The sequence below is a fragment of the Amycolatopsis aidingensis genome, from assembly GCF_018885265.1.
Taxonomy (GTDB): Bacteria; Actinomycetota; Actinomycetes; order Mycobacteriales; family Pseudonocardiaceae; genus Amycolatopsis; species Amycolatopsis aidingensis.
Genome location: NZ_CP076538.1, coordinates 4,772,239 through 4,787,340 on the forward strand (window position 1 = coordinate 4,772,239; position 15,102 = coordinate 4,787,340).

Below are 15,102 nucleotides of genomic sequence, written 5' to 3' on the forward strand. Positions count from 1 at the left end.
TTCACACGGCGTGGGCGGGGATGGTGCCGGTGAGGATGGCCAGGGCGAGCAGCAGGAAGTAGTCGCCCCACACCAGCTCGTGCCGGGTGGCGACGCCCCGGGTCAGGTCATGGCAACCGTCGCCGAGCCCGCCCACGCCGGTGAGGTGGCCCTCCACCAGCTCCGCCAGCAGTGCGGTTGCCGCCTCCCGCTGTCCGAGTTTGGCCAGGGCCACCACCATGATCGCCGCCGCCGAGGTGTCCGGCGGGCCGTCCGGACGGTCCCGTACCGCGGGCGGCACGCCGTCTGCCCACCGCCGGGCCAGTTCCCTGCCGTGCCGGGCGAATCCGGGATCCAGCCAGTGCGCGGCATCGGCGAGCGCCAGCAGCAGCCAGGCCTCTCCCCTGCTCCACCCCCGCGGCGGCTGGTCCCGCGGTACCCAGCGCCCGGCCTCTCGCTGCCAGGCAGGACGGGAGCCGGTGGGTGCGGCACACAGGTCGAGGTGCGTGCGCAGGTGCCGCCGCGCGGCGACGGCGCCGGTCTCCCCGGCCCAGCACAGCAGCGGGAGCGTGCCCGCGACTCCGTCCACCCTGGCGATCACGGGATCGGCTGGGTCGCCGAAGGCGGTGCCCCACGGCAGCAGGCCCGCGGCGGGATCGAAGGTCAGCCGCAGCCGCTCCGCCCCGGCCCGCGCGGGCTCGTCGGTTCCGGCATCGGCCGGGGTGGGCACGCCCAGCCTGCCGCCAGCGGCCACGCCGTACCACAGGATCAGACCCCTGGTCACGGTGTCCGCCTCCGCCCACGGCGCCAGGCGGGCGGCGCAGTCGGCCGCGGCCCGCGCGTGCCCGGCCTCCCCGGTGAGCCGGGCGCGCAGCCACAGCTGGCCCGCCCAGAACCCACCGGTCCAGGAGCCGCGCCGGGTGGTGGTCCAGCTGTCCTCGCGGGGATCGGCGTGCAGCGGGAACCGCTGCCCCACCTCGGCCTCGGTGCGCGCCACCCGGTCCAGGACGCGACCGAGCGCGGCGGTGGCCCACCGGGTCACGCGGCCCGCCGCCTGCGCCACCACCAGGCCACGGCGGCCGCGCCGAGGAACTCGACGGCGACCAGCAGCCAGCCCGCCTCGTAGCGGCCACCCGCGGCCTCGGCCAGCAGGCCAAGGGCAGGCGGGCCGACCGCGAACCCGGCGAAGAACCCGGCCGCGACCACCGCCGAGTCCGGCCCGACCTGTTCCGGCCGCGCGGTGGAGATGACGGTGACCATGGATACGGCGTTCGCGGCGACCGCGAACGCACCGATCCCGACCGCGCCCGCCCAGGCGAAGGCCGGTCCGAACGGGACGGCCGCGGCCAGCAACAGCGCGGCCAGCACGGCGCCGAGTGCCAGTGGGGCCAGCAGCCTGCCGGGCAGGCCGCGCCGCGCGGCGATCGTGGACCAGCCCATCCGGCCCACGATCCCGGCGACCCCGAGTGCGGCGATCAGGCCGCCTGCCACCCCGGCTGAGATGTCCAGCTGGCTGGTCGCGTACAGGGCGACGTAGGTGTTCACCGCGGAGATCCCGGCGCCGAGCAGCACCGAGAACCCGGCCAGCCAGGCCGCGTCCCCGCGGGGGCGGGCCGCGGTCAGCGTGGGCATCCGCGCCGGCCGCTGGTCGGCGGGCACGAGCAGCGCGGCGAACGCGGCGAGCAGCGCGGTGGCCGCGGCCAGGCCCACCGCGATCCGCCATTCCGCGGCCGCGGCGAGCGCGGCCAGCGGGAACCCGGCGAAGAAGGCGCCGAGTTGCACCCCGGACTGCTTCAGCCCGGTCACCCCTGGCCTGCGCGGGGCGGGTACCCGGGTGGCGATCAGCTGGTTGGTGGCCGGGTTGGCCAGTGCCTGCCCGATCCCGGCACCGGCGACCGCCGCGACCAGCCACCCGTAGGCCGGGGCGATGGCGAACACCGCCAGCATCACCGCCGAGACACCGAACATCCCGATCAGGCAGCGCCGTGGCCCCAGTGCACCCACGGCGGGCCCGATCATCAGCGACAGCACCGAAGCCACCGCGAAGCCGACCGTGACCACGACCCCGAGCAGCGGGGCGGCGATGGCGAACTCCTCGACCAGATACGGCCCCAGCGCGCCGAGCAGGAACAGCGGGAGGGTGGACAGCGCCATCGCCAAGGTCAGCAGCGAGGGCAACCCCCTGGTCGGTCGCGGCTCGCCGACCGCGTTGTCCGTGCTTCCCCGCGCCTGTGTCACCGGCTTCCTCCCAGTATCGGTCCCCCTGATCAGTCGGCGGGTGCCTCGGCAAAGTTCCCGGGCCGCGACCAGTCCTGCCTACGTACCTCGTAGCAGGCGATGGCGGTTGCGGTGGCGACGTTGAGCGAGCCGACCCGGCCCAGTTGCGGGACGAAGGTGACGACATCGCAGGCGGCGAGGCATTCCGCGGTCAGCCCGCGGTCCTCGTGCCCGGCCGCGATGCAGGTGTCCGCGGTGAGGTCCAGTTCGTGCATCGGTATCGCGTCCTCGGCGAGCTCCAGCCCGGCGAGCCGGTAGCCATCGGCTTTGACCTGCTCGAGCGCGGGCGCGAGCGCGGTGAACTCCCGCACCTCGAGGTAGCGGTCGGTGCCCATGGCGGTCTTCTGCGCCTTGGGGTTGCGCGGGGTGATGGCGCCGCCGACGAGATAGAGCCTGCCGACCCCGAAGGCCGCGGCGGTACGCACGATCGCGCCCACGTTGAACGGGGACTGCACCCCTTCCAGCAGCAGCGCCACCTGGGTGGAACTCTGCCGTTTCCAGGTGCGGTGCAGGCGTTTGAGGTCGGTTCCGCGGAGCTGGCGCATGCGTTCATTCCGTCGCTGTCTGGTGTTTTGTTCCGGAGTCGGGTGCCGCAAGGACCTCGAGGATCCGGTAGCCGCGCTGGGAGGTGAGCCGGGTGGTCGGGAACCCCTGCCCGGCCAGCCACTTCGCGAGAGAGTCCGAGCCGAGATGTTTCTGCACCACCAGGTAGGCGGTGCCGTCGTCGCGGAGCAGGGATAACCAATGTCGCAGCATGGCGTGCAGCGCGGCCTTGCCGACCCGGATCGGCGGGTTGGAGTAGATGGTGCCGAACCGGATGTCCGCCGGGACCTCATCGGGCAGGCAGGCCGTGACGTTGCCGAGCCCCGCGGCCGCCGCGTTCGCCCGGACCAGTCCGAGGGCGCGCTCGTTCACGTCCACCGCCCACACCGGCAGTCGCTTGCGCCGGGTGGCAAGGGTCAGCGCGATCGGGCCGTAGCCGCAGCCGAGATCGAGGATGTCGCCGCGGACCGCGGGCGGGGGCGCGTGCTCGAGCAGGATCCGGGTGCCAGGGTCGAGCCTGGCGTGTGAGAAGACCCCGGTGTCGGTGCGCAGGTCGAGTTCGACATCGGGCAGCCGGAGGTGGACGGTATCGCCAGCGGACGCCGCCCGGGGTACCGCCGAGAAGTAGTGCTGCCCCTGCTCGGCCACCCGTCCGGCTCCTCCTCGTCGCGCCCGGCCGCATATCGTAACAACGGGCAGGGCGGCGTGGTCGCCTGCCGTCAGGTGGCGACCGGCTGCGAGGTGGTCGCGGACTTGGTCAGCAGTACCGGCAGGGATTCCACGCCGTAGACGATCGACACCTTGCGGAAGGTCAGGTCCTCGGGGGCGATCTGCAGGTGCATCTCGGGGAAGCGACGGACCAGGGCGGGGTAGGCGGCGCGCAGCTCCATCCTGGCCAGTTCGGCGCCGATGCACCGGTGCACCCCGTAGCCGAAGGCCAGGTGCGGGCTGGACGGCCGCCGCGGGTCGAAGCGTTCCATCTCCGCGCCCAGCGACTCGTCCCGGTCGGCCCCGCTCAGCGAGACCACCACCATGTCGCCCTTGGCGATCCTCGTCCCGGCAACCTCGACGTCCTCGCGGGCGAACCGGGGGAAGGCCACCTGCACCACGCTGAGGTAACGCAGCAGCTCCTCGACGAACCCCGGCACGGCCTCGTCATCGTCGTGCACCAGCTGGAAGCTGTCCGGATCGCGCAGCAGCACCAGCGCACCGAGGGCGAGCATGCTCGCGGTGGTCTCGAACCCGCCGGTGAGCACCCCGTCGGCGAGGCCTGCCAGTTCCAGGTCGTCCACCTCGTCGCCGTGCTCCCTGATGATCATGCCGAGCAGGCCGTCCCCAGGGGACTCCCGCTGCTGCCGCACGACCCCGCGCAGGTACTCCAGCGATTCGGAGATCGCCCCGAGCGAGGCCCCGGCCCCGCCGAACAGGTCGAACCGCGCCTCGGCAAGGTGCTGGAAGTCGTCCCTGTCCTCGTAGGGCACGCCGAGCAGCTCGCAGATCACCAGGGACGGGATCGGCAGGGCGAACTCCTGCACCAGGTCGACCGGCCCCTCGGTGGCGGCCATGGCGTCCAGCCGCTCCTGCACGATCCGCTGGATGCCGGGGGTGAGCCTGGACAGCCTGCGCATGGTGAATTCCGGGGTCAGCAGTTTGCGCAACCGGGTGTGCACCGGCGGGTCGGCGAACCCGAGCCCGCCGGGGTTGTGGTTGGCATCCGCCCCGGCCTGCCCGACCAGGTTGGCGAAGTCGTTGCTGAAGTCCTTTGTGCTGCTCAGCACGCTCTTGGCGGCCTCGTGCCCGGTGACGAGCCAGACGTTCATGCCGAACGGCAGCGGCAGCTTGCTCACCGGCTCCTGCGCGCGCCGCTGCCCCAGCTCGGGCACCGGGTCGAGCTCGTTGCGCCTGAGCGGCACCAGCGCCGGTTCCGGCAGGAACGGCATCCTGGAAAGGTCGAGGCCCTTCTTGCTGGTACGTGCCAGGTACCAGCGCATGAACCACGACACCAGGCGTGACCTTATGCTCCCCACATCTCGACCGTACCTCCTCCGGATAACGCCGATGCCCCCGGTGGCCGTCCAGGTCGCGAACGAACACTACGGGTCGAGACGGTCACCAACGGTGATCGTCAGCACGGAGCGCGTCAGGTACTGCCCGCGGTCCCGCCCGCGGGCGGGCGTATCGAGTCGACCAGGCGCATGATCTCCATCGGCAGCGGGAAGACCAGGGTCGAGTTCTTCTCGGCGGCGACCTCAGCCATTGTGGACAGTAAGCGGAGCTGCATGGCGGCCGGGCGGCGCTCCAGGACCTCCGCCGCCTCGCCGAGGGTCTCCGCGGCCTCGTGCTCGCCCTTGGCGTGGATCACCTTCGCCCTGCGCTCGCGCTCCGCCTCGGCCTGGCGGGCCATCGCCCTGCGCATCGGGTCGGGCAGCTCGACGTGTTTGACCTCCACGTGGCTGACCTTCACGCCCCATGGGTTGGTCACATCGTCGATGATCTGCTGCAGCCGCTGGTTGATCTCGTCCCGGTTGACCAGCAACTCGTCCATGTCGATCTGACCGAGGATGCTGCGTAACGTCGTCTGCGCCATCTGCGAGGTCGCGGAGTAGTAGTCCTCGACGGACACAATGGACCGGACCGGGTCGACGACCTTGAAGTAGGTCACCGCGTTCACCGTGACCGTCACGTTGTCCCGGGTGATGAGGTCCTGCGGCGGGATGTCCCTGGTGATGGTCCGCAGCGATACCTTCACCATCCGGTCGACGATCGGGATGATGAAGAACAGGCCCGGCCCCTTGGCGCCGATGACCCGCCCCAGCCGGAAGATGACGCCCCGTTCGTACTCCGGGACGATCTTCACCGAGGCGAACAACAGCAGCACGAGCACCAGCACCGCAATGCCGAGGCCGATGATGGTTCCGTTCATGACTCCTCCCGTGGAATCGGTTCGACGAGCAGGGTCAGGTCCCGGATCCCGGTGACCCGGACCGGCTGCCCCTCGGTGAGCGGGCGATCCGGGCTGCGCACGTTCCACCAGCTGCCCTCGACCTGCGCGCGGCCGTACTCCTCCCGCACCTCGCGCACCACGGTCCGCCGCCCGATCAGTTCGTTCTCCCCGCTGACCGGCTGCCGCCGCCGGGCGCGCAGCGCCAGCCTGCCCGCGAGTACCGCACCGGCGCCGACCACCACCGCCACCGGCCAGAGCACCGGCGGGTCGACCCGGAACGGCCCTTCGAACAGCATCAGCCCGGACAGCACCAGCGCGAGCGCACCGCCGCCTGCGAAAATCCCGATGCCAGGGGTGAGGACCTCGGCCACGAACAGCCCGATGGCCAGCACCAGCAGCGCGATCCCCGCGATGTTCACCGGCAGCACGCTGAGCGCGACGAACCCGAGGATCAGCAGTACCGCGCCGAGCACCCCGCCCAGCCCGATGCCGGGGCTGGCCACCTCGTAGAGCAGGGCGAGCCCGCCGAGGGCGAAGAACAGGAACGCCAGGTTCGGGTCGGCGAGCCACTGCCGCAGCTGGGTGAAGGTGCCCATCTCGTGCCGGACCACCGGCGCCCCACTGGTCCGCAGGGTCGTCTCGGTGCCGCCTGCGACCCGCACCGTCCTGCCGTCCAGCACGCCGAACAACTCCGCGCGATCCGCCGCCACCAGGTCCACCGCGCCGATCCGGGCGGCCTCCCGTGCCGGGGCTGCCCTGCCCTCCCGCACGGTCGCACCGGCGAAGGCCACGTCGCGATCACGCTGCCTGGCCACCGACTCGGCGAAGGCGGCGGCCTCGTTGACCACCTTGGCACCGACGTCCCCGCCGGTGGCACTGACCGGCGTGGCGGCGCCGATGCTGGTGCCGGGGGCCATCGCCGCGATATGCGTGGAGAACATGATCAGGGCTCCGGCCGAGGCCGCCCGCGCACCTGAGGGGGCCACATACCCGATGACCGGGACCTCGGCGTCGAGGAAGGACTGCACGATCTCGCGCATGGCCGTGCTCGCCCCGCCCGGTGTCTCCAGGGTCACCAGGAAGGCCTGGTGACCGGAACGCTCCGCGCGGCGCACCCCCTCGGCCAGGTGGTCGGCAACGATCTGGGTGATCGGCCCCTCCACGCGCGTGCTGAGCACGGACTGCGGTGCCGCGGGCGGCTGCGCCGGAGCGGCAGCATGCGGAGCCGCGGACGCCAGCGCCAGCAGGCCTGCCGAGAGCAACGCCAGGCCGAGGGCTCGACGTACCGGCACGCTCAACCGCGGCCCCAGCCGCCTCCGCCGCCCGAGGTGAGATCGGCGCCGTCCCGCCAGCTCACCCCGAGCCCGCGCAGCGAGACCGCCCGGCTGATATCGGTCGGCGACACGATGCCGACCAGGTCACCGTTGTCGAACACCAGCGCCCGGCCGTCCGTGCAGCCGTACATCCGGGGCAGCAGCGCCACCAGTTCCTCGTCCGGCCGCGCGGTTGGCACCTCCGCGATCGGGCAGGCCACCTCGTGCAGGCGGGTACCTGCCCGCTGCTGCGCTGCCACCGCCTTCAGCCTGTCCAGGGTGATCATCCCCTGGATGCCGTCCCCCGGCTCGCGCAGCGGGAAAGCCGAGTGCCTGCGCACCATGGCCACGTCCTGGATGAACTCGGCGACGCTGCTGTCGGCGCCAGCGGTGTCCGGATCGGGGGTCATCACATCGCGCACCCGCAGGCCGGCCAGTACCGAGCCCAGGTCGGCCTGACGTTCCTCCGCGCTGGCGACCGTGACGATGAACCAGCCGATCAGCATCCACCACAACCCGGAGAAAGTCCCGGTGACCACCACGACCACGCCGAGCAGGATCAGCGCGAAGCCGAACCCGCGACCGGCCCGTGCGCTCCACACGGCGGCCCGGTTGCGGTCCTTCATCCGGCCCCACAGCACGGCGCGCAGGATCCGCCCGCCGTCCAGCGGCGCGGCCGGGATCAGGTTGAACACGGCGAGCAGGAAGTTGATCGCCGCCAGATAGACGCAAACGCCCCAGACCAGCACCGGCGCCTCGGCCGCGGCGACCAGCCAGGCCAGCAGGGTGAAGAACCCGCCCGCGACGGCACTGGTGAGCGGGCCGACCAGGGCGATCCACAGGTCGGCGCGCGGGGTACGGGCCTCCCCGCGCAGCGAGGCCACCCCACCGAGCAGCCAGAGCGTGATGCCCTCGACCTCCACCCCGAGCCGGGTGGCCACCAGTGCGTGCGCCAGTTCGTGGGCCAGCAGGGAGGAAACGAACAGCAGGGCCGCCACCACCCCTGCCAGCAGGTAGACGGCGGTGCCGTAACCGGGGTAGATCTCCGGCCACTGCCCGACTCCCAGCACTACCACCAGCAGGAGCACGATCACCAGCACGCTCCAGTGCAGGCCGACGCGCACCCCGCCGATACGGCCAAGGCGGATCGTCGCTGTCATCCCCCTCCGGCTACCCGCACCGGTCCACGGCAAACCGGCCTTTGGCGGCGCTTGACAGGGCATTCGCCATCCCTCATGCTACCCAGAAGTAGCTGTTACTAGCAGTAACGTCTACTGTCGTCCGCAACGGTGTGGAGGAGCAGCATGGGTGCACGGTTCAAGGTGGTCATCGTCGGCACCGGCTTCTCCGGACTCGGCCAGGCGATCCAGCTGGAACGGGCGGGCATCCGGGACTACGTGATCCTGGAGAAGGCACAGGATGTCGGCGGCACCTGGCGGGACAACTCCTATCCCGGCTGCGCCTGCGACATCCAGTCACATATGTACTCCTTCTCCTACGAGCAGAACCCGCACTGGTCCCGCTCCTTCTCCGCGCAGCCGGAGATCTTCGCGTACCTGAGGCGGGTCGCGGACAAGTACGGCCTGCGCGAACGGATCCGGTTCGGCACCGAGGTCACCGGCGCCCGGTGGGACGCCGAGCGGCGGACCTGGACGGTGAGCACGGCCGCGGGCGAGGAGTACCTCGGCCAGTTCCTGGTGGCCGGTGTCGGCGGCCTGCACATCCCGCAGATCCCCGCGCTGCCGGGGATCGAGCGGTTCGCCGGGCGGACCTGGCACTCCTCGGGCTGGGACCACGACTACGACCTGACCGGCAAGCGGGTGGCCGTGGTGGGAACCGGCGCCAGTGCCATCCAGTTCGTGCCGAGGATCGCGCCTGGAGTGGGCAGGCTGACGGTGTTCCAGCGCACCCCGCCGTGGATCATGCCGAAACCGGACCACCCGATTCCCGGCTGGGCCCAGACCCTGTTCCGGCGGGTGCCGGGCGCCCAGCGGATCTACCGCAACCTGCTGTACTGGCTGCTGGAGGTGCGGGCGGTCGGGTTCAACGGGCATCCGGCGCTGATGCGGGCCGGGGAGGCGGTGGCGAAGCGGCACCTGCGCAAGCACATCGCGGATCCCGCGCTGCGCCGTAAGCTCACCCCGGACTACACCATGGGCTGCAAGCGGGTGCTGATCTCCAACGACTACTACCCCACGCTCAACCGGGACAACGTGGAACTGGTGACCGACGGCATCACCGAGGTCCGCGAACATTCCATTGTGGATGACAAGGGCGTCGAGCACGAGGTGGACGCGATCGTGTACGGCACCGGGTTCCACGTCACCGACGCGATGGAGTACCTGGACATCACCGGGGAGGACGGCAGGCAGCTGGCCAAGGAGTGGGCAGGCGAAGGCGTGCAGACGCACTACGGCATCACGGTCTCCGGCTTCCCGAACCTGTTCTTCCTGCTCGGCCCGAACACCGCACTGGGACACAACTCGGTGGTGTTCATGATCGAGTCGCAGGCCCGGTACGTGGTGGACGCGATCCGGCTCGCCGACCGCAACCGGGCCGCGGCGCTACAGGTGCGCCGGGAGGTGCAGGACGCCTTCCAGGCGCGGATCCAGCGCAAGCTGGCCGACGGGGTATGGACCCGGGGTGGCTGCACGAGCTGGTACCTGGACGCCAAGGGTGTGAACCGCACGATCTGGCCCGGGTTCACCTGGCGCTACTGGATGGAGACCCGCAGGGTCGAGCCTGGCGACTTCGAACTGGCCGGGAGGGCTGGCAGATGAGCTCGCGGGAGGAGGAGACCGAACAGCTCGTACTGCACGCCAGGGACGTGCGGTTCGACTGGTCGGCCCTGCCGATGCATTGGGTGCCGCACGACCCGCAGACGACGCATACGCTGAACGTGCTGCACATCGCGCTGCCGGAAGGCGAACGCTGGTTCGTCGAGGTGTTCAAGCAGGCGGTGCCGCTGATCAGGGACGAGCGGCTGAAGGAAGACGTGCTCGGGTTCATCGGCCAGGAGGCAATCCACGCCGAGGCACACGCGGGCGCGGCCGCGCACCTTGACGGCCACGGCCTGGACACCGGCCCGTTCGTGCGCCAGATGGAATGGCTGTTCCGCAGGCTGCTCGGCGACCGGGAGCTCACCGGGAAGGCACGGGAGGAGTGGCTGATCGAGCGGCTGGCCGCGGTCGCCGCGATCGAGCACTACACCGCTTTCCTCGGCCAGTGGGTGCTGGACGCGGACGGGCTGGACGCCGCCGGTGCCGACCCGACCATGCTCGACCTGCTGCGCTGGCACGGCGCCGAGGAGGTCGAGCACCGCGCGGTGGCCTTCGACCTGTACCAGCACCTGGACGGGCGCTACCTGCGCCGGGTGCGCAGCATGGCGCTGGTGACCCCGATGCTGGTGTGGGTTTTCGTCCGCGGTACCCGGTACCTGCTGCGCAACGACCCCGTGCTGGGTGGCGGGCAGAAGGCACGCTGGCGGCGGTTCTTCCAGGCCGGGCGGCGCGGCACGCTGCCGACCACCCGCAACCTGCTACGCGAGATCCGGCCGTACTTCCGGCGTTCCTACCACCCCACCCAGACCGGCCGCACCGACCAGGCGGTGGCTTACCTCGCCTCCTCCCCCGCCGCGCTGGCGGCCGAGGGCGCGCACTGACCATGGTGGAACCACCGCGGTTGCCCGCGGACCTGCACGGCAGGCAGCGCACCGACCGGCTGTTCGCCACGGTCGGCGCGGCCGTGGCGGCCTATCGCTGGATGAGCCGGGTCAGCGGTCGCCGCCGCCCGCCGGTCGAGGAGGTCGACCGGAACCTGCCCCTGGTGGTGGACCGGATCACCGTGGAGGCCGAGGGCGTGGTCAGCCTGCTGCTCGCCCGGCCGGACGGTGCCCCGCTGCCGGCCTGGCGGCCGGGCGCGCACCTGGACCTGGTACTGCCCTCCGGGCGGGTCCGGCAGTACTCGCTGTGCGGGGACCCCGGGGACCGGGCCCGCTACCGGATCGCCACCCGCAGGATCCCCGGCGGCAGCGGTTCGGCCGAGGTGCACGGGCTCATTCCCGGCGACCGGGTGACCGCACGCGGCCCGCGCAACGCCTTCCCGTTCGTGGCCGCCGAGGCGTACCTGTTCATCGCAGGCGGGATCGGGATCACGCCGATCCTGCCCATGGTGCGCCGAGCCGCCGCGACCGGGGCGGACTGGCGGCTGGTGTACACCGGGCGCACCCTCGACTCGATGCCGTTCCGGAGCGAGCTGGCCGGCCTGCCCACCGGGCGGATCTGGCTGCGGCCGGACACCGACTACGGCATGCCAGCCTCCGGCGCGGAACTGCTGGAGCACGCGCCACCAGGGGCCACGGTCTACTGCTGCGGCCCGGTCCCGATGATCACCGGCGTCCGGCTGGACCTGCCCGGTTCCCCCGCCCGCGCGGTGCACTTCGAGCGCTTTTCCGCCCCGCCGATCGTGCGCGGCAAACCGTTCACCCTCCGGCTGGCCCGCAGCGGCACCACGCTGCCGGTCCCCGCCGACCGCTCGGCCCTGGACGTGGTCCGGGAGGCCGTACCGGGTGTGGCCTACTCCTGCCGGCAGGGCTTCTGCCGCACCTGCAAGGTCCGCGTGCTCGACGGGGAGCCCGAGCACAGGGACAACGTGCTCACCGCGGAAGAACGCGCCCGCGGGATGCTGCTCTGCGTTTCCCGCGCCGCCGAGGGCCACGCCCTCACCCTGGACCTGTAGCCACCACCGCCCTGAACGTGGCGATCAGGACGTTCAACGTCGCGAACGGCACATCCGAGACGTCCAACGTCCCGAAAGCCACGTTCAGAGTTTTCCCCAAGGGGCGAGTTGTCCACAGCGCGGGCGGTCGGTGCTGGTGGCGGGTTGAGCGTCAGCCGCATCCTGGGCCGGTGCAAAGAGGAAACTGGGCTCGCCAACCACAGACGCTCCACTACGAGAGTCGCTATGGCGCGATCAAGGTCGCCAGGCTAGTCGAGCTGGGAGTACCGTCGCGAACCGCCTATCGCCGGTGCTTCCCCGGCGGGCCGTGGCAACGCCCATTGCCGGGCATCGTGCTGCTCAACAATGGTCACCCCACACGCCGTCAGTTGGTCGAGGCCGCACTGTTGTACGCGGGCGAGAACGCGGTTATCACTGGAGCGGAGGCGTGCAGACGGTACGGACTCAGCAGTCCACCCGACGACTTGTCGATGCACGTGCTAATTCCGGAGGGGCGCCGGATCAACAGCAGCGACTACGTGCTCATCGAGCGGACGATGCACCTTCCTCAGCCGATCATGCGAGACGGCGTGCCGCTGGCGCCGCTGATCCGAGCCGTGCTGGACATCTGTCGGCGGCTCAAGGACGTGGACTCTGTGCGCGCGTTGCTCGCCGAAGCGGTACAGCGCGGCCGAGCCGATCCGTACCGAATCCAGGCAGAACTCGAAAACGGTTGTCAACGGGGCACCGCGATACCTCGCGATGTGCTCAGGAGCATTCTCCGCGGAGCGCGGTCTGTCGCCGAGGGCGACGCGATGCGGGTGTGGGAACGCACCGGCTTGCCCCCACTTGAGTGGAACACCGAACTCTGGGACGAGGCAGGCAACTACATCGCGACCCCGGACGGCTGGTGCGACGAGGTTGGCCTGGCGTGGGAGATCGATTCCTATGACCTCCACTTCACACGAGCGGACTACTCGAACACGATGGATCGTAACTCGCGGTACAACAGCGTGGGGGTCACGCTCGTGTAGACCTTGCCCACCAAGCTCCGCAGCAATCCGCAGGCCGTAGTGAACGAACTGATCACCGCCTACCACACTGCGGCGGCACGGCCTCGCCCATCCGTGCACACCCGGCCGGGAAAGCCCTGAACGTGGCGATCAGGACGCTCAGCGTCGCGAACGGCACATCTGAGACATCTAACGTCGCGAAAGCCACGTTCAGGGCTTTTCGCGCCCCGGGGATCGGGATGATGGAAGATGTCCGGGTGCACGTGCCGCAGCAGGGGCCGAATACCGCAGGCCCGACGCCCGACCATGTCGACAGCCTCGCCACCGTGCTCGACCTGGTCCGCTCCGGGACCGCCCGGACGCGGCCGGAGATCGGCAGGTACTCGGGGCTCGGCCGTACCGTGGTGACCCAGCGGGTCAACGAACTGAGCGCCTGCGGGCTGCTCGAGGAGGGCCCGCTCGGCCCGTCCAGCGGCGGCAGGGCGCCACGGGAGCTGCGGTTCCGCGCGCATGCCGGGGTGGTGCTCGCCGCGGAACTCGGCGCCACCAGTGTCGGGGTCGGGGTGACCGACCTCGCCGGGCACGTGCTCGCCGAGCTGGAGGAACCCACCGATATCGCGCTCGGGCCGGAAGAGGTGCTCGGGCATGTCGAGGAGCTGTTCGACCGGCTGCTCACCGATATCGGGGACGCCACCGGTGGCAGCGCCACCGCGGTATGGGGCATCGGAATCGGCCTGCCGGGGCCGGTCGAGTTCGCCACCGGGCGGCCGAGCGCGCCGCCGATCATGCCCGGCTGGGACGGCTATCCGGTGCGGGACCGGCTGGCCGCCCGGTTCGACGCGCCGGTGTGGGTGGACAACGAGGTCAACGCCATGGCGCTGGGAGAGCTCAGGGCGGGATCGGCCAAGGGGCAGCGGGACATCCTGTACGTCAAGCTGGGCACCGGGATCGGCGCGGGCCTCGTCTCCGGCGGGCAGCTGCATCGCGGCAGCCAGGGCTGCGCGGGCGATATCGGCCATGCGGCGGTGAGCGAGGACCAGACCGTGGTCTGCCGGTGCGGCAACACCGGCTGCCTCGAAGCGCTGGCAGGCGGGGCCGCACTGGCCAGGGACGGGCTCGCCGCGGCACGGGAGGGGCGCAGCCCGTTCCTCGCCGAGGTGCTCGGCACCAGCGGCACGATCGGTGCCGAGGACGTGTCCCGGGCCGCGCAGAGCGGGGACCGCACCTCGGTGGAACTGCTCACCAGGGCGGGCAGGCTGGTTGGCAGCCTGCTGGCCACGCTGGTGAGCTTCTACAACCCGGCACTGGTGATCATCGGCGGCGGGGTCGCCGGCGCGGGGGACCTGCTGCTGGCAGCCATCCGCGAGTCGGTGTACCGCCGTTCCCTTCCGCTGGCCACCAGGGAACTACGGATCGCCCGCTCCACGCTGTCCGACCAGGCCGGCCTGGTGGGCGCCGCCTTCATGGTCATCGACGAGCTGTTCACCCCGGAACGCCTCGCGCACTGGGTGGACCCCGGCTCCCCAGCCGGATTTCCCGGCCTGGTGGACATTCCGCTGCGTACGCCGCTGTTGTGAGCGGGTCGTGAGAACCCCCGCCGAGAACGTGTGAGGACCCTGTGAACCGGGCACCCGCTCGTTCCGGCCCCGGCGCCGGTGTGGCTTAGTCTTGGCCGATGTCCCCACACGAGCCCCAAGCCAGCCGGGTCTACGCCGGCCGTTCCGCGGCCGACCGCCGAGCCGAGCGCAGGGAGCGCTTGATGAGCGCAGGGTTGGAGCTGTTCGGCACCGAGGGCTACGCGGCCACCTCCATCGAGAAACTGTGCGCGACCGCGGCGGTGTCCACCCGGAACTTCTATGAGGAGTTCACCGGCCGCGAGGCCCTGTTGATGGCACTGCACGACCGGGTGATCGAGCGGGCGGTCACGGCCGTGGCCGAGGCTTTCGCCAGTGCGGGCGAGGACGACCTTGCCGCCCGGATCGAGCTGGCCGTGCGCGCCTACATCACCACCACCGCGGAGGACCCACGCTGGGCCAGACTGTCCTATGTGGAGACCGTGGGAGTGAGCGACACCGTCGAGCAGCACCGGCTGGACTGGCGGGACCGGTGGGTCGAACTGCTCGTCGCCGAGGCCGAGCGCGCCGTCGCCCGCGGCGAGGCGGCACAGCGCGACTTCCGGCTGGGCGCCAGGGCACTGATCGGCGCGGTCAACGAGCTGGTGTACCACTGGTCGCGCCGGGGCGAGCAGACCCCGCTGGACGAGGTGATCAGCGAGATCGTCCGGCTGGCCATCGCGGTCATCAAATCCTGATCGACG

14 protein-coding genes are annotated in these 15,102 nt (G+C 71.2%); 6 read left to right on the plus strand and 8 right to left on the minus strand.

Annotation, left to right across the window (positions count from 1 at the left end):
* Position 1 precedes the first annotated feature (1 nt).
* The 8 genes from KOI47_RS21755 to KOI47_RS21790 all read right to left on the minus strand — a co-directional run bounded on the left by KOI47_RS21755 (position 2) and on the right by KOI47_RS21790 (position 8,216).
* Complete coding sequence (locus tag KOI47_RS21755; protein WP_216206551.1) at positions 2 to 1,045, minus strand: glucuronyl hydrolase; 1,044 nt, start codon at positions 1,043 to 1,045, stop codon at positions 2 to 4.
* A complete protein-coding gene (locus KOI47_RS21760; RefSeq protein ID WP_216206554.1) occupies positions 1,018 to 2,217 on the minus strand; it encodes an MFS transporter in 1,200 nt (399 codons plus the stop codon). The genes KOI47_RS21755 and KOI47_RS21760 overlap by 28 nt, the downstream gene beginning before the upstream one ends.
* 29 nt (positions 2,218 to 2,246) lie before the next feature.
* A complete protein-coding gene (locus KOI47_RS21765) occupies positions 2,247 to 2,801 on the minus strand; it encodes a TrmH family RNA methyltransferase (RefSeq protein WP_216206557.1) in 555 nt (184 codons plus the stop codon).
* 4 nt (positions 2,802 to 2,805) lie between these two features.
* The gene (locus KOI47_RS21770; protein ID WP_216206560.1) at positions 2,806 to 3,447 is read right to left on the minus strand and encodes a class I SAM-dependent methyltransferase; all 642 of its coding nucleotides are present in this window, start codon (positions 3,445 to 3,447) and stop codon (positions 2,806 to 2,808) included.
* A gap of 71 nt (positions 3,448 to 3,518) precedes the next feature.
* Positions 3,519 to 4,805 carry a cytochrome P450 gene (locus KOI47_RS21775; protein ID WP_232376898.1) on the minus strand — a complete coding sequence of 429 codons (1,287 nt, stop codon included), beginning with the start codon at positions 4,803 to 4,805 and terminating at the stop codon, positions 3,519 to 3,521.
* Between the two features lie 134 nt (positions 4,806 to 4,939).
* Positions 4,940 to 5,722, minus strand: a complete 783-nt coding sequence (locus tag KOI47_RS21780) for a slipin family protein (protein ID WP_216206563.1) — start codon at positions 5,720 to 5,722, stop codon at positions 4,940 to 4,942.
* Positions 5,719 to 7,035, minus strand: coding sequence for an NfeD family protein (locus KOI47_RS21785; protein WP_216206566.1), 1,317 nt, complete (start codon positions 7,033 to 7,035; stop codon positions 5,719 to 5,721). Before KOI47_RS21785 ends, KOI47_RS21780 begins: the two co-directional genes overlap by 4 nt.
* A 2-nt stretch (positions 7,036 to 7,037) precedes the next feature.
* Positions 7,038 to 8,216, minus strand: coding sequence for a site-2 protease family protein (locus KOI47_RS21790; RefSeq protein WP_216206569.1), 1,179 nt, complete (start codon positions 8,214 to 8,216; stop codon positions 7,038 to 7,040).
* A gap of 144 nt (positions 8,217 to 8,360) precedes the next feature.
* Here KOI47_RS21790 and KOI47_RS21795 point away from each other — a divergent pair, with 144 nt between their 5' ends.
* The 6 genes from KOI47_RS21795 to KOI47_RS21820 all read left to right on the plus strand — a co-directional run bounded on the left by KOI47_RS21795 (position 8,361) and on the right by KOI47_RS21820 (position 15,096).
* Complete coding sequence (locus KOI47_RS21795) at positions 8,361 to 9,836, plus strand: flavin-containing monooxygenase (protein ID WP_216206572.1); 1,476 nt, start codon at positions 8,361 to 8,363, stop codon at positions 9,834 to 9,836.
* Entirely contained in the window at positions 9,833 to 10,717 is an 885-nt protein-coding gene (locus KOI47_RS21800; RefSeq protein WP_216206575.1) for a metal-dependent hydrolase, read from the plus strand. The genes KOI47_RS21795 and KOI47_RS21800 overlap by 4 nt, the downstream gene beginning before the upstream one ends.
* A 2-nt stretch (positions 10,718 to 10,719) precedes the next feature.
* On the plus strand, positions 10,720 to 11,793 hold the full coding sequence (locus KOI47_RS21805; RefSeq protein ID WP_216206578.1) for a PDR/VanB family oxidoreductase: 1,074 nt from the start codon (positions 10,720 to 10,722) through the stop codon (positions 11,791 to 11,793).
* A gap of 170 nt (positions 11,794 to 11,963) precedes the next feature.
* Positions 11,964 to 12,806 carry a hypothetical protein gene (locus KOI47_RS21810; RefSeq protein ID WP_232376163.1) on the plus strand — a complete coding sequence of 281 codons (843 nt, stop codon included), beginning with the start codon at positions 11,964 to 11,966 and terminating at the stop codon, positions 12,804 to 12,806.
* A 221-nt stretch (positions 12,807 to 13,027) separates the two neighbouring features.
* A complete protein-coding gene (locus KOI47_RS21815; protein ID WP_232376899.1) occupies positions 13,028 to 14,362 on the plus strand; it encodes an ROK family protein in 1,335 nt (444 codons plus the stop codon).
* Positions 14,363 to 14,544: 182 nt separating this feature from the next.
* Positions 14,545 to 15,096 (plus strand): TetR/AcrR family transcriptional regulator, encoded by a 552-nt coding sequence (locus tag KOI47_RS21820; RefSeq protein ID WP_232376164.1) that lies wholly within the window; start codon positions 14,545 to 14,547, stop codon positions 15,094 to 15,096.
* Positions 15,097 to 15,102: the final 6 nt, after the last annotated feature.

Coding starts and splice junctions, on each gene's coding strand:
- KOI47_RS21800 (WP_216206575.1), top strand. CDS start 9,833: ATGAGCTCGCGGGAGGAGGAGACCGAACAGCTCGTACTGCACGCCAGG.
- KOI47_RS21805 (WP_216206578.1), top strand. CDS start 10,720: ATGGTGGAACCACCGCGGTTGCCCGCGGACCTGCACGGCAGGCAGCGC.
- KOI47_RS21765 (WP_216206557.1), bottom strand. CDS start 2,801: ATGCGCCAGCTCCGCGGAACCGACCTCAAACGCCTGCACCGCACCTGG.
- KOI47_RS21795 (WP_216206572.1), top strand. CDS start 8,361: ATGGGTGCACGGTTCAAGGTGGTCATCGTCGGCACCGGCTTCTCCGGA.
- KOI47_RS21820 (WP_232376164.1), top strand. CDS start 14,545: ATGAGCGCAGGGTTGGAGCTGTTCGGCACCGAGGGCTACGCGGCCACC.
- KOI47_RS21815 (WP_232376899.1), top strand. CDS start 13,028: ATGGAAGATGTCCGGGTGCACGTGCCGCAGCAGGGGCCGAATACCGCA.
- KOI47_RS21780 (WP_216206563.1), bottom strand. CDS start 5,722: ATGAACGGAACCATCATCGGCCTCGGCATTGCGGTGCTGGTGCTCGTG.
- KOI47_RS21790 (WP_216206569.1), bottom strand. CDS start 8,216: ATGACAGCGACGATCCGCCTTGGCCGTATCGGCGGGGTGCGCGTCGGC.